Source organism: Nostoc sp., assembly GCF_036917935.1.
GTDB lineage: Bacteria > Cyanobacteriota > Cyanobacteriia > Cyanobacteriales > Nostocaceae > Nostoc.
This window is the reverse complement of the sequence record NZ_JBALEL010000051.1, coordinates 233621-249137: the sequence shown is the minus strand read 5'-3', so window position 1 is coordinate 249137 and position 15517 is coordinate 233621. Positions and strand designations below refer to the sequence as shown.

At 41.3% G+C, this 15517-nt stretch carries 4 protein-coding genes; all 4 read left to right on the top strand.

All coding sequences use genetic code 11. The annotated features are described in order from the left end of the window. Positions 1–201: 201 nt before the first annotated feature. Positions 202–7896 carry an amino acid adenylation domain-containing protein gene (locus tag V7K62_RS21700; RefSeq protein ID WP_334867682.1) on the top strand — a complete coding sequence of 2565 codons (7695 nt, stop codon included), beginning with the start codon at positions 202–204 and terminating at the stop codon, positions 7894–7896. Continuing rightward, complete coding sequence (locus V7K62_RS21695; RefSeq protein WP_334867680.1) at positions 7893–12092, top strand: non-ribosomal peptide synthetase; 4200 nt, start codon at positions 7893–7895, stop codon at positions 12090–12092. Before V7K62_RS21700 ends, V7K62_RS21695 begins: the two co-directional genes overlap by 4 nt. A gap of 53 nt (positions 12093–12145) precedes the next feature. Further along, positions 12146–13324: a 2-isopropylmalate synthase gene (locus V7K62_RS21690; protein ID WP_334867679.1), complete on the top strand. Its 1179-nt coding sequence runs from the start codon at positions 12146–12148 to the stop codon at positions 13322–13324. A 161-nt stretch (positions 13325–13485) separates the two neighbouring features. Next, positions 13486–15513: an ABC transporter ATP-binding protein/permease gene (locus tag V7K62_RS21685; RefSeq protein ID WP_334867677.1), complete on the top strand. Its 2028-nt coding sequence runs from the start codon at positions 13486–13488 to the stop codon at positions 15511–15513. Positions 15514–15517 lie beyond the last annotated feature (4 nt).

Sequence of the window (15517 nt, the reverse complement as noted above, 5' to 3'; positions counted from 1 at the left end):
TTAATTCAATTACTCGATATCTTTCTTATCTCTCTGTGTTCTCCGCGTCTCTGTGGTTCGATTAAAAAAACTAATTTTAAACTAGGACTTACGCAAAAATCGCCAAAAAGCTTAATGTATCGAACCGCCAAGACGCCATCGCGCAGCGTCTCGTAGAGAAGAATCGTAGAGTGTGCGTAAGTCCTATAAACAATAAACATTATGAGCGATATACTAAAACGTCTAGAAGCCCTTTCACCAGAAAAGCAAGAATTAGTCCTACAAAAACTGAAAAAGCAACAGCAATCTTCACTTCTCACACCCGTATCGAGAGAGCAACCTCTTCCCCTCTCCTTTGCTCAACAAAGACTGTGGTTTCTCGACCAACTAGAAGGCGAAAATTGTGTCTACAACGTGCCGTTTTTCTGGCAGATTAACGGATTTCTAAATATAAGTGCTTTAGAACAAGCTATAACAGCAATTGTCCAACGTCATGAAGTGCTACGTACCACTTTCTCATTTGTCGATGAGTCGCCGATACAGGTGATTCACGCTCATCTGCAACTGACAATGCAAGTGCTAGATTGGCGACAATTGACTGAAGAAAACCAGTTAAGCAGAGCCACACAGTTAGCGACAGAAGAATTGCAACAGCCCTTTGACTTATCAAACCCACCTTTGCTGCGGGTAAAGTTGTTACAACTGACTGACCAATCCTATCTGTTGTTGCTCGCCATCCATCATATAGTTTGTGATGGCTGGTCAATGGACATATTCCGCCGTGAATTGTTCAGCCTTTATACCGCATTTTGCGCCGGAGAACCTTCTCCCTTAACCAAATTATCGCTGCAATATGCCGATTTCGCCCACTGGCAAAGACAATGGCTACAGGGAAAAGTACTCCAAACCCAACTCAATTACTGGCAAAAACAATTAGCCGCAGCCCCGCCTCTGTTAGAATTGCCCACAGATAGACCCCGCCCATCAGTTCAAAGTTTCAGAGGGCGTAGCGAGTTTTTGAAACTCAATCAGGATTTAACACAGAAGTTGAAGCGTTTGAGTCAGGAGTCAGGAACTACTCTGTTTATGACTTTACTGACGGCATTTACCCTGTTACTTTCGCGCTACAGTGGTCAAGAGGATATTATTGTTGGTTCTGCGATCGCTAATCGTAACCGTCGTGAAACTGAAGCATTAATTGGCTTTTTTGTCAATACCCTAGCATTACGTACCAATCTGCAAGGGAATCCAACTTTCTTAGAATTACTTGAACGAGTCAAGCAAGTAACCCTGGATGGTTATGACCATCAAGATTTACCTTTTGAGAAACTGGTTGATGAATTGGGATTAGAGCGATCGCTTTCTCATCATCCCCTATTTCAAGTGGCGTTTGGTTTGCAAAATGAAACCCAGCAGCAACTAGAAATCAATGGATTAACCCTTACCCGTTTCACCTGGGAAAACACGACGACTCTATTTGATTTGTCGCTGATTTTTCGAGAAACTCCGCAAGGATTGACAGGAGAATGGGAATATGCAAGCGATTTGTTTGCAGCTAAAACTATCCAAAAGATGGCGGAACATTTTGCAGTTTTACTTGAGGGAATTGTCGATAATCCTCAACAAACCATTAATACTCTGCCATTAAGCGCAGAGGACGAACGTCAGCAGATCCAAGTCTGGAATCAAACTCAAACTGATTATCCCCTCAATCAAACTTTGGTTGACTTGTTTGAAACTCAAGTTGCCAAAAACCCTGATAATCTTGCTTTGGTGTTTGAATCCCAAAGCTTAACTTACCAACAACTTAATCAAAAAGCCAACCAACTAGCTGATTATTTAATTCAAAATCACCAAATTAAGCCAGACACTTTAATTGGTATCTGCGTTGAACGGTCTTTAGAAATGATTATTGGTGTACTCGGTATCCTGAAAGCGGGTGCTGCTTATGTGCCAATTGACCCCAATTATCCCAAAGACCGGGTTGAGTTTATGCTAGAAGACTCTGGGACATCGGTGTTGTTAACCCAAAGTCACCTCAAAGAGCAATTACCCCTAGATAAACTGAAACACCAGATCATTTGTTTAGATCGGGAAACTTTTAATTCGGCGTTAACAGATAATCCTAATCCTCAAAGTAAACCTGATAATTTAGCTTATATAATTTATACCTCTGGTTCGACGGGACGACCCAAAGGAGTGATGATTGAGCATCGCGCAATTGTCAATCTAGCTTTAGCTTGGGCTGAAACTTTTCAAGTTCAACACCACAGCCGTTGGCTTCAGTTTGGTTCTTTTAGTTTCGATTTGTCTATTGGTGAAATTGCCACTGCTTTGTGCGCCGGTGCTTGTTTGTATTTGGCCAATAAAGAAACTTTGTTACCGAGTCAAGCTTTGGTGGACTTGTTGCGCGATCGCAAAATCTCCCATTTCACGTTATCTCCTTCCGCTTTATCTGTATTACCTCAAGCCTCATTACCTGATTTGCAAGCCGTAATCGTTGGTGGTGAAGCTTGTGCAGCAGAATTGGTGGCACAATGGGGAACAAAACGACGTTTTTTCAACTGCTATGGGCCGACAGAATCGACGGTTATCGCCAGTATATCTAGTTGTGAACCGAATGGGAAAAAACCTTCTATCGGTCAACCGTTATCTAATATCCGCATCTATATATTAGATGCTCACAATCAACCGTTACCCCCTGGCATTCCTGGAGAATTGTGTATCGCGGGAGTTGGTTTGGCACGAGGCTATCTCAACCGTCCCGATTTCACCGCCGAAAGATTCATTGAAGTTGAATTATTTGGCAAAACTGAGCGAATTTACAAAACTGGCGACTTAGCAAGATGGAACTATGATGGAAACCTTGAGTATCTGAGTCGCATTGACGATCAGGTTAAATTACGGGGCTTCCGCATTGAACTTGGTGAAATTGAATCGCTATTATTGCAACACTCTTTAGTTAAAGAAGCGGTTGTTATTTTATATGAAACTGATAATAATCCCAAATTAATAGCTTATGTCACGGCGGTAGAAAAATCCGTCAATTTATGGGGTCAACTCAAAGATTACCTGAAAATTCGCCTCCCGAATTATATGGTTCCTAGCCAGATTATGGTATTGGATCAGTTGCCCCTTACCTCTAACGGTAAGCTAGATCGCAGAGCATTACCAACACCAGATACAGCCACTTCCACTAACTTTGAAATGCCAGTGACGCCAACTGAAGAACTGCTGGCTAGCTTATGGCAAACTCTTCTGAAAGCTCAGTCTGTTGGTCGCCGAGACAACTTCTTTGAATTGGGGGGACATTCCCTATTAGCAACCCAATTAGTTGCCCGCATTCGTGACACTTTTGGGGTAGAAGTAGCTGTCCGCAAGGTATTTGAGCAGAGCGTTTTGTCTGAGTTGGCAACCGAAATTGACAAAGCCTGTGGTGCGAATCTCGCTTTACCTGCGATCGCACCACAACCGGAAAATACTCCTAAAACTCTGTCCTTTGCTCAATCAAGACTCTGGTTTTTAGACCAACTTGAAGGCACTGGAACCTCGGCTACTTACAATATGTCAACGGCCCTGCAACTTGACGGCAAGTTGAATATAGAAGCCTTGCGTGCAAGTTTTGATTATCTCCTCGATCGCCATGCCATTCTCCGTACTTATTTCCCCGCACTGGCAGGAGAGGCGCAAGTGGTCGTCCAAAATCCAGAGGATATAGAAGTACTGGCGTTCGCAGATTTACGATCGCTCGATCCCCAGACTCAAGCAGAAACCGTACAACGGTTAGCCGATACTCATGCCCAAGAACCGTTTGACTTAAATACCGGCCCCCTGTTCAAAGCAAAACTCCTGCAACTGAGCGAACAGAAAAATGTCCTGCTGATTAATATACACCACATTATTAGTGATGGCTGGTCAATGGGAGTGTTTAAGCGCGAATGGGAACAGGCTTATTCTGCTTTTGCTGCCGGGGATACTCCAAATTTGTCACCGTTGCCAATTCAGTATAGTGATTATGCAGCTTGGCAGCGCAGTTGGTTACAAGGGGAGATTTTAGAAAGTCAGGAAAATTACTGGAAACAACAACTAGACGATGCTCCGCGATTGCTAGATTTGCCTACCGATTATCCCCGTCCCGCGCAACAAAGTTACCAAGGTGGGCGTGAAGAATATCGTTTGAGTCATGAAGTGACTCAGAGACTTAAAGCTATTAGTCAACAACAGGGAGTTAGTTTGTTTATGACTCTGTTGACGGCTTTTAATATTTTACTATCTCGTTACAGTCGTCAAGAGGATTTATGTGTTGGTTCTGCGATCGCTAACCGCACCCATAGCTATACAGAAGGATTAATTGGTTTTTTTGTCAATACCTTAGTATTACGGAGTAAAGTCAAACCAGAGCAAGGATTTAGTGAGTTACTCCCACAAACCCGCCAAACTTGCCTAGATGCATACTCTCATCAAGATATTCCCTTTGAGTATTTGGTAGAACAGTTACAACCAGAACGCAGTCTGAGCCATAATCCCTTATTCCAAGTGATGATGGTGTTGCAAAATACGGAAAGTGCGGGGACAAATGTTAATTTACCAGGGCTTGATATTCAATACTTAGACCAAAGTTTACCGTTTGCCAAGTTTGACCTAACACTAGATTTTTGCGAAAGGGACGACCAACTGCATTGTATGTGGGAATATGCCACAGATTTATTTGAAGCAGAAACAATTCAACGCATGGCGGGACATTTTGAAGTCTTGCTGCAAGCAATTATCCAAAATCCCCAACAGCCGATTAGTAAACTACCCTTAATTACAACAGCAGAAATTCAGCAACTGCAAGTTTGGAATCAAACCGACACAGATTATCCCCAAAATCAGACTTTGGTGAGTCTGTTTGAACAACAGGTAGTACAAACGCCCGATAACATTGCGGTGGTGTTTGAAGATCAAAGCCTGAGTTATCAAGAACTCAACCAAAAAGCCAATCAGCTAGCGCATTATTTGTTGGAACTCAAAAGAGAGCAGCAATTACCTGATAATCCATTGATAGCGATCTGTGTAGAGCGATCGCTATCAATGCTCATCGGTATATTTGGTATCCTCAAAGCAGGTGGGGCTTATGTGCCGATTGATCCGAGTTATCCCCGCGATCGCATTCATTTAATCCTCGAAGATAGTAATGCTTGCGTATTACTAACAACAAACCCGATCAAAAAGCAACTTCCCCTAGAAAAACTAAAAAATCCCTGTCAAGTAGTGTTTCTGGAAAAAGAAACATGGGCTGATCAGTCAACAAATAATCCCAATCTGCAAAGTAGCCCTGATGATTTGGCTTATATAATTTATACTTCTGGTTCCACAGGGCGACCTAAAGGTGTTGCCATTGCCCAATATAGCCCAGTAGCTTTGGTAAAATGGGCGCATTCAGTCTACAGTGCAGAACAGCTTGCAGGTGTCTTAGCATCAACCTCAATTTGTTTCGATCTCTCCATTTTTGAAATTTTTGCCCCCCTGACTCAAGGTGGTAGTGTGATTGTGGTGGAAAATGCACTCTACATTGAGCAAGCACACAACAGTATTTTGCCGATAACGTTGATTAATACTGTGCCGAGTGCTGCTGCGGAACTGCTCAATATGAATGCTATTCCAGCAAGTGTTCAAATCATCAACTTAGCTGGCGAACCATTAAAAAATCGTCTGGTACAGGCTTTATATCAAACCACATCAGTAACGGGGGTTTATAACCTCTATGGCCCTTCTGAAGATACAACTTACTCGACTTTTACCAAAGTTGCCAAAAATGCCCAGCATGAACCAACTATTGGAAAGGCGATCGCTAATACCCGCATCTATATTCTAGACAGCTACAACCAACCCCTTCCCCCTGGTATACCTGGGGAACTCTGCATTGCAGGTGCGGGTTTAGCACAAGGCTATTTGAATCGTCCCGATCTGAGTGCTGAAAAATTCCTTGACATCAAACTGTTCAACCAAACTGAGCGGATTTATAAAACTGGTGATTTAGCCCGTTGGCTACCTGACGGCAATTTACAATATTTAGGACGCATTGATCATCAGGTCAAACTTCGAGGTTTTCGGATTGAATTGGGTGAAATTGAGGCATCTTTACTCAAACATCCAAAAATTCAGGAAGCAGTCGTCATTGTTCGGGAAGAAACTGATCTCGATCAACGTCTGGTAGCTTATATCGTCCCAACAGCGACAGATAATCGCACAAGCCAAGGTGAACAGGTGGAATTGTGGGAACAAGTTTTTAATAATAGCTACTCTCAGCAACAAATCCTAACCGATGACCCAACTCTGAATCTAGCCGGTTGGAATGATAGCTATACAGGAAAACCGATTCCTCAAGCGGCGATGCAGGAATGGCGAGATACAACAATTGCCCAAATTCTGGAACTTGAACCTAAACGGGTTTGGGAAATTGGTTGTGGGACAGGGATGTTATTGTTTAAAATTGCGCCCCATTGTCAGCATTATCTGGGTACAGATTTTTCACCTGAAGCATTGCAATATATTGAACAACATCTAAAACAGCAGTCTCTCAACGACAGAGTTACTTTAAAACACAATGCAGCTAACCAATTTGATGGCATAGAAACAAATGCTTATGACTTGGTAATCATAAATTCTGTCATCCAGTATTTTCCCTCTCTGGATTACTTTTTGTCAGTGTTGGAGGGGGCTATCAAAGCTGTAAAAACTCAGGGATCAATCTTTATTGGCGATGTGCGAAATCTCCATTTAATAGAGGCTTTCCACACCGCAGTCGAGTTTTATCGCGCCCCCGATGAGTTATCAATTAAGGACTTGCGTCAACAGATTCAAAAAAGTATTCGTAACGAAGGCGAATTACTGATTGATCCTAATTTGTTTATCGCTTTAAAACAAAGATTTCCTCGGATTAGTCATGTACAAATCCAATTGAAACAGGGTTATACTCAGACGGAAATGAGCCGTTTTCGTTATGACGTTATTTTACATTTGGATCAGATAGATACTCCTGTCGCTGAAACACAATGGTTAGATTGGCAAACTGAGCAACTCAATCTGAAAACAATCGAGAGAATTTTAACAACTCAGCAACCACATTTGCTAGGCATTAAGAATATTCCGAATCAGCGTCTAACTTTCGAAATGGCGCTGTTAGAAGAAATCGTCCAATTAGATGGTACTGTTTCAGACTTAAAAGCGGCAGTTGCCCAAGCCAAATTAGGGAGAGAACCCGAAGCATTCCGAACTTTAGCGCCAGATTTGCCTTATACGCCTTTTATACAATATAGTTCCACAGGGTTTTCTAATTACGATGTTGTTTTTCAAAGGAATATTATTGGACAGGTGACACTACCAGGATTTGCTCAAAGAGAGAATTCGCGGCTGAAACCTTGGCAACATTACGCAAATCAACCTTTGCAATATCGCACCAACCAAGTTGATCCAGCAATATTCGCAGAATGGCGGGATTTTCTAGGGAAAACTTTGCCTGATTATATGATTCCTAGCCATTTCACCGTGTTAGAGCAACTGCCACTAACACCAAGTGGAAAAGTAGACCGTAAAGCTTTACCTGCACCAAATGTAACCGTTTCATCAACAGACATTGAATTGCCTGTAACCTCGACAGAAAAATTGCTTGCCGAATTGTGGGCGAAGCTGCTTAAATATGAAGCAATCGCCCGCCATGATAACTTCTTTAACTTGGGAGGTCATTCTTTATTAGCAACCCAACTGATTGCCCGCATCCGCGATACGTTCAAAGTGGAACTGCCTTTACGAAAGGTATTTGAATTTCCCACCCTCACTGAATTAGCTAATTACCTCCATACCTGCATTTGGGTTAATTCCTCCACCGCAGATATGCAAACTTTAAACTCAGACGAAGAGGAAATTGAACTATGACCATGACACAAAATCAGCAAGTAGTTTCTTTAATGCTTCGTTTGCAAAACATGGGATGTCGAATTTGGGCTGAAGATGATAAATTAAGGATTCGTACAACCAAAAACGCCCTAACTTCTGAATTAAAGCAGGAAATTCAAGCCAACAAAGCAGATATATTAGTATTCTTAAATTCTGTCAAAGCCACAACTGTCATAGCAGAGGAAATTCCGGCCTTATCAGATGATGTTCCCAAGTCCCTTTCCTTTGCCCAACAACGCCTTTGGCTGTTAGCGCAACTTCAAGGGCCATCAGCTAGTTACAATATGCCGATGGCTTTACAACTGGATGGAAACCTCAATATTGATGCTCTGCATTCTAGTTTGGCTTATTTGCTTAACCGGCATGACAGTCTGAGAATGCATTTTCTCACAGTGGCGGGACAACCTCAAATTGCGATCCAAAATTTAGACGACATCGAAGTTTTAAAGGTACAAGATTGGCGAAACCTTGATGAACATCCCCAATCCCCAACCATCCAGCATTTTATCGATGCCCATGTTCAAGAACCGTTTGATTTAAATACTGGCCCTTTGTTTAAAACAAAACTGGTGCAACTCAAGGAGCAGAAATACGTGCTACTGATCAATATGCACCACATTATTAGCGACGGCTGGTCAATGGGGGTGTTTGTCCGTGAGTTACGACAACTTTATACCGCCTTTATCCAAGGTCAAACCCCAAACCTGGCTCCCTTACCTATTAAATACAGCGACTACGCAAACTGGCAACGAAATTGGTTACAAGGGGAAGTATTAGAAACCCAGATCAACTACTGGAAAAATCAACTCAAAGATGCTCCCCCATTACTGGAATTACCTACTGATTATCCCCGTCCAGCATTGCAAAGTTACCGAGGCGATCGCGATCGCTATTCTCTCCCGCCTGACTTAACTCTTGCCATTAAAACTTTAAGTCAACAGCAAGGGGCAAGTTTGTTTATGACTTTGTTGGCGGCTTTCAGTGTTCTGCTTTCTCGTTACAGTCGCCAAGAAGACTTATGTATTGGTTCTGCGATCGCTAACCGCACCCACAGCCACACGGAACGGTTAATTGGCTTTTTTGTCAATACCTTGATACTGCGTAACCAAATCCAGCCTGAACAAAGCTTTATCGAGTTCCTGCAACAAACTCGCCAAACTTGTTTAGATGCATACTCTCATCAAGATATGCCCTTTGAGTATCTAGTAGAACAGTTGCAACCAGAACGCAGTATGAGTCATAACCCCTTATTCCAGGTGATGTTAGCACTGGAAAATAATGAAAGTCCCGACCTAAGTTTGCCAGAACTAGATATTGAATGGCTCCCATTAACCTATCCATTTGCTAAGTTTGACCTAGCACTTCTAGTCATAGAATCTGATAACCAATTAAATTTAACTTGGGAATACGCCACCGATCTCTTTGAGAAGAATACTATACAAAGGATGGCGGAACAGTTTGAAGTTTTGCTGAAAGGAATTGTTGATAACCCTCAGCAACCTATCAATACTCTCCCTTTGATGACAGCAACCGAACTTCTGCAACTACAACGCTGGAATCGAACTCAAACTGACTATCCCCACGATAAAACTCTAGTTGAGTTATTTGAACAACAAGTTGCTAAAAACCCTAATAATATCGCTTTGGTGTTTGAATCCCAAAGCCTAACTTATCAGCAACTCAATCAAAAAGCGAACCAACTCGCTCATTATCTAATTCAAAATCACCAAATTCAGCCAGACACTTTAATCGGTATCTGTGTCGAACGGTCTTTGGAAATGATTATTGGTTTACTCGGTATCTTGAAAGCAGGTGCAGGTTACGTACCAATTGATCCCAATTATCCTAAAGAACGAATTGAGTTCATGTTAGAAGATTCTGGGATATTGGTGTTGCTAACCCAAAGTTTCTTATTAGACAAATTACCAATAGCTAACCTCAAAAAACCCTGTCAGGTAATTTCTTTGGATGAGGAAACTTTTACCGAAGCATTAAAAGAAAATCTCAGTCTCCAAAGTACGCCTAATGATTTGGCTTATGTTATCTATACTTCTGGTTCAACAGGACGACCCAAGGGGGTGATGATTGAGCATCGCGCAATTGTCAATTTAAGTTTGGCCTGGGCTGAAACTTTTCAAGTTAAACACGACAGCCGTTTGCTTCAGTTTGGTTCTTTTAGTTTTGATTTGTCTGTTGGTGAAATTGCGACTACCTTCGTCACTGGTGCTTGCTTGTATCTTGCAAACAAAGAAACCTTGTTACCCAGTCAAACCTTAGTTGACTTCTTAACTGATCACAAGATTTCCCACAGCTTTTTATCTCCTTCGGCCTTATCTGTCTTACCTCAAGCGACCTTACCCGATTTGCAATGTCTAACCGTTGGTGGTGAAGCTTGCCCAACAGAATTAGTTAGGCAATGGGCGACTGGACGAAGTTTATTCAATGGCTATGGCCCTACAGAATCTACGGTTTGTGCGAGTATGGCTCTCTGTCATCCTAATAGTAAAAAACCGTCTATTGGTCAACCATTATCTAATATCCGCATTTACATATTAGATGCTCACAATCAACCATTACCGCCTGGTATACCTGGAGAATTATGTATCGCTGGCATTGGTTTGGCACGAGGCTATCTCAATCGTCCCGATTTAACCGCCGAGAAATTTATCAAAATTGATTTATTCGGTAAAACTGAGCGAATTTACAAAACTGGCGACTTAGCAAGATGGGGGATTGATGGAAACCTTGAATATCTAGGTCGTATTGACGATCAGATTAAATTACGGGGTTTTAGAATTGAACTCGGTGAGATTGAATCGATTTTGTTACAACATCCATCAGTTAAAGAAGCAATTGTCACCTTATATAAAACTGAAAGCAACCAAAGTTTAATTGCATATCTAACGGGAATCACTACTGATTTATCTACCCAATTGAAAAATCACCTCAAATCCCGTCTGCCCGATTATATGATACCTGCTCAGATGATCGTACTTAATGAGTTACCTTTAACTCCCAATGGCAAAATTGACCGGAAAGCTTTACCTCTTCCAAATGGTGTAATTGAAGGCTTATCCGAAGCCCCACGTAACAAATTAGAACAACAACTAACACAAGTTTGGTCTGCTGTACTCGAACGTCAAGAGATTGGGATTCATGATAACTTTTTCGACTTGGGCGGTCATTCTTTATTGGCGATTAAACTACTCAATAATATTCAGCAGGTGTTTGAGCAACAACTTTCTTTAAGCAGTTTATTTCAGAATCCTACCATTGCTCAACTGGCAGAACAACTTTGTAATACTGAGGTTCAACAGTTAAATTCCGATTTACTTTTACTTCAACCTCAAGGAGAAGCAACCCCTCTATTTTTTCTACCTGGCGCAAACGGACATAGCTTTTATTTTCGAGATTTGGCAATCAATTTAGGAACTGAGCGCCCAGTATATGGACTCGAAACTCCAGGACGAGATGGCTCTAACCCACTCCCAGAATCAGTAGCAGCCCATGCGAGTCAACTGATTGAGCTATTACATCAACAACAACCCAAAAGTCCATACATATTAGTAGGATACTCTTCAGGTTGTGCCGTTGCTTTTGAAATGGCTTCTCAACTGGAACAGCAAGGTGAAACGGTGAGTTTACTAGCTATCTTGGACGCTGGACTGGTTTCTCAGCCTGAGTATTTAACTAATAGAACAGATATTGATTGGATTTGGCAATCGATTCAACGTATTCAAGCCTTAAAGGGAGTTTCTTTAGGTTTGGAATACTCCCATTTAGCCGCTCAAAGCGATGATCAAGCTAGGTGGGATCTGGCCGCAGAATATTTGTACCGATATAATATCCTCCCGGAATACTCAACTATCTCCCTACTCAAAACCAATCTGAAAGTGATGAAAGTGCTAACTCTCAATTACGCAAATTATCATCCAACTCATCTAATTTCTGCCCCCATTGTTTTATTCCGCGCTCAAGAAGTTCAGGAAATTGTTTTGCAAGAACTCCAAGCTTTTTCTGATTACAATCTGCCCGATTGGGGATGGCAAGCCTATACTCAAAAACCTGTAAAGGTAATTTCTGTACCTGGAAACCACGGTCTTATGCTTTATGAACCCAATGTCAAACTATTAGCCACACAATTACAAAGCTTGATGGTAGATCGAGCAGAGTAAAGTATTCTGAATTCTCCTTTATCTCAGCCTAAAATGATTTTGCAAGAGGTCTAATGAAAACCCTTCCGATCAAAATTTCCGATGAAACCCTGCGGGATGGAGAACAACAAGCAGGCATTTTCTTCCCTTACCCAACTAAACAAAAACTGGCCCATTTAATTGCCCAAACGGGAGTCGATGGACTTGCGATCATGCCCTGTATTTGTGAGCAAGAAGAAGAGCTAGTAAAATCATTACTATCACAGAGATTGGATAATCTGATCACTGCTTGTACCTTGATGGGAAAGCAACACATTGATCAATCCAAAATGTACGGAGTTAAACGCATTATCCTTTTTTACGGGCTTTCCGATCGCCTGCTCTTTCTAAGAGATCCTCAGATCCGTCTGTTGAACGAGTTTAAAGGAAAAACTATTGATGACGATATTCCAGCTAACATTATCGAGAGAATTCGCCAAAACGCCATTGATTTAATTGTCGAAAATTTGCGCTATGCAACTACGATCGCCGGACTCACTGTAGACTTTGCCGCCGAAGATGCCTCCAGAGCCGATTTTGACTTTTTAGTGCAATGTATCCGCTCATGCAGCCCTTATATTGAAAACTTTCTGCTCTGTGATACAGTCGGAGTCCTCAGTCCAGAAAAGAGTTATGTCTGGATTAATGACCTGCTTCAACGGACAACAGGGGTAGCTTTCGGGGTACACTACCACAATGATATGGGCTTGGCTCTCGAAAATACTCTCCAGTCCGTCATGGCCGGAGCGAGTTTAGTATCGGGGACGTTTTGCGGGATTGGGGAACGAGCCGGAAATGTTGCCATTGAGCAGGTGTTAAATGGGTTGCGAGTCCGCTTCGGAATTGAAGTCCAGGGGATTAACTATGATGCTCTCGCCGCCGTGACTGATTATATTGAGCAATTGGGAGTTCGTCCAGCTGCACCTTATTCTCAAACTGCTCAACGCCACGAATCAGGTATCCATGTCAATTCTTTGTTTTGCGATCCTCAAAGCTATGCTGCTTTCCCTCACAACACCATAGAAGTTCTCTTCGGCAAATGGAGTGGAGTCAGTAATTTTCAATATCTATTTGAAAAGCAACTGCAAAATCCTCAACCAAGGAAGCAATATGAAAAAATGCGTTCAGTGATTAAATCCCTTGCTGTTGAGCAAGAACGCTATTTTACAGCCAAGGAGGTATTGGAGTTATGGCAAAATGGGGTCTTTAAATAATACACGTAAAAAAGTAAAAATCACCAATTTAAAATTCAAAAAAAAGAGAAATTAAATATTTATTTTGCCTTTTAAATATTTATTTCTGCCTTGTTCGGTCAATATAGTAAAATACCAAAGTTATTCAGTCAGCCTCAAGAGCCTCAACTGATTTTTACAACATGCAATCCAAAACTGTTCAGAATAAAACCATAACGAAGACTCCTTCGGCTTTTACTCAATTTTGGGAGGATATCAAAGCGATCGCAGCACCTTACTGGTATCCAACAGATGCATGGGGACGAGCATTTTCAGACGTGATTCGGGCATGGGCAATGCTCTTTCTGCTGATATTATTAATCATTGCACTCGTGGCTGTAACTGCCTTTAATAGCTTCGTGAGTCGCTATTTAGTCGATGCGATCGTTGAAGAGAAAGATTTTACTAAATTTGTTGATACATTATTGGTTTATGGTGCTGCCCTGATCTGTGTAACACTCTTAGTAGGATTGTCTAAATTTGTCAGAAAACAAATTGCTCTTGATTGGTACGAATGGCTAAATAATCAGATTTTAGCAAAATATTTTAGCAATCGTGCTTATTATAAAATCAACTTTAAATCTGATATTGATAACCCAGATCAACGTCTGGCACAAGAAATCGAACCCATTCCCAGAAATGCTCTCAGTTTTTCAGCTACTTTCTTAGAAAAAGTGCTGGAAATGACAGTTTTTATCATAATTGTCTGGTCAATTTCCCAATTTGTTGCAGTTTGTTTGATTGCTTATACGATCGTCGGCAATGTAATTGCTGTTTACTTAACTCAAGAATTGAATAAGATTAGTCAAGAGGAACTCGAATTTAAAGCTGACTACAATTATGCACTGACTCATGTTCGGAATCACGCTGAATCAATAGCTTTTTTTCGGGGAGAAAACCAAGAATCAAATATAATTCAACGAAGATTTAGTAATATCCTAAAAAGTGCGAAACGTAAAATTGATTGGGAGAGAAATAAGGATATTTTTAGCAGAGGATATCAGGCTCTTATCCAAATATTTCCATTTATAGTACTCGGCCCTTTACAGATTAGAGATGAGATTGATTTTGGACAAGTTGGCCAAGCCAGTTTAGCTTGCAATTTGTTTGCTAATGCTCTGGCAGAATTAATTAATGAATTTGGAACTTCTGGACGATTTTCCACTTACGTTGAGCGTTTGGGTGAGTTTTCAGATGCGTTAGAATTTGTTACTAAACAACCAGAAAATGTAAGTATTATTAAAACAATTGAAGAAAATCATCTTGCTTTTGAGAATGTCACCTTACAAACGCCCAACTATGAGCAGGTGATTGTTGAAGATTTGTCACTTTCTGTGAAAGCAGGCGAAGGTTTATTGATTGTTGGCCCCAGTGGCCGAGGTAAAAGTTCTCTATTGAGAGCGATCGCTGGCTTGTGGAACGCTGGGACTGGTCGTCTGGTGCGACCTCCCTTAGAAGAAGTGTTGTTTTTGCCCCAGCGCCCTTATATAATTTTGGGAACTTTGCGCGAACAGTTACTCTACCCTAATACAACTCGTAAGATGAGCGACGCAGAACTCAAAGAAGTTTTACAACAAGTCAACCTGCAAAACTTGTTGAGTCGAGTCGATGGCTTTGATACTGAAGTTCCTTGGGAGAACATATTATCGCTGGGAGAACAACAACGCCTTGCATTTGCACGATTGCTAGTTACTCATCCGAGATTCACTATATTAGATGAAGCAACCAGTGCTTTAGATTTGCAAAATGAAGAAAGTTTATATCAACAGTTACAAGAGACAAAAACAACTTTTCTCAGTGTTGGACATAGAGAAAGTTTGTTTAATTATCATCAATGGGTTTTAGAACTATCACAAGATTCCACTTGGCAACTTCTTCGCGTGCAGGATTATCGGCTGCAAAAAGCAAAAGATATTGTGATTAATTCCCCTGAAAATACTGAAATAAAAATAGATGTTTTACCCAATAATGAATCCCCAAATCAACCAGAAATATCGCCAGACATAGGTACAATCGTAGGACTTTCTCATCAGGAAATGCAGACATTAACAGACTCTACCATTAACACGATCAGAAGTAAGGCTAGCCTTGGGAAGTCTATTACTACTAATGATGGCTTTACCTATCGCTATGACAAAGACCCGAACGTGTTGAAATGGGTAAGAGCTTAACGAC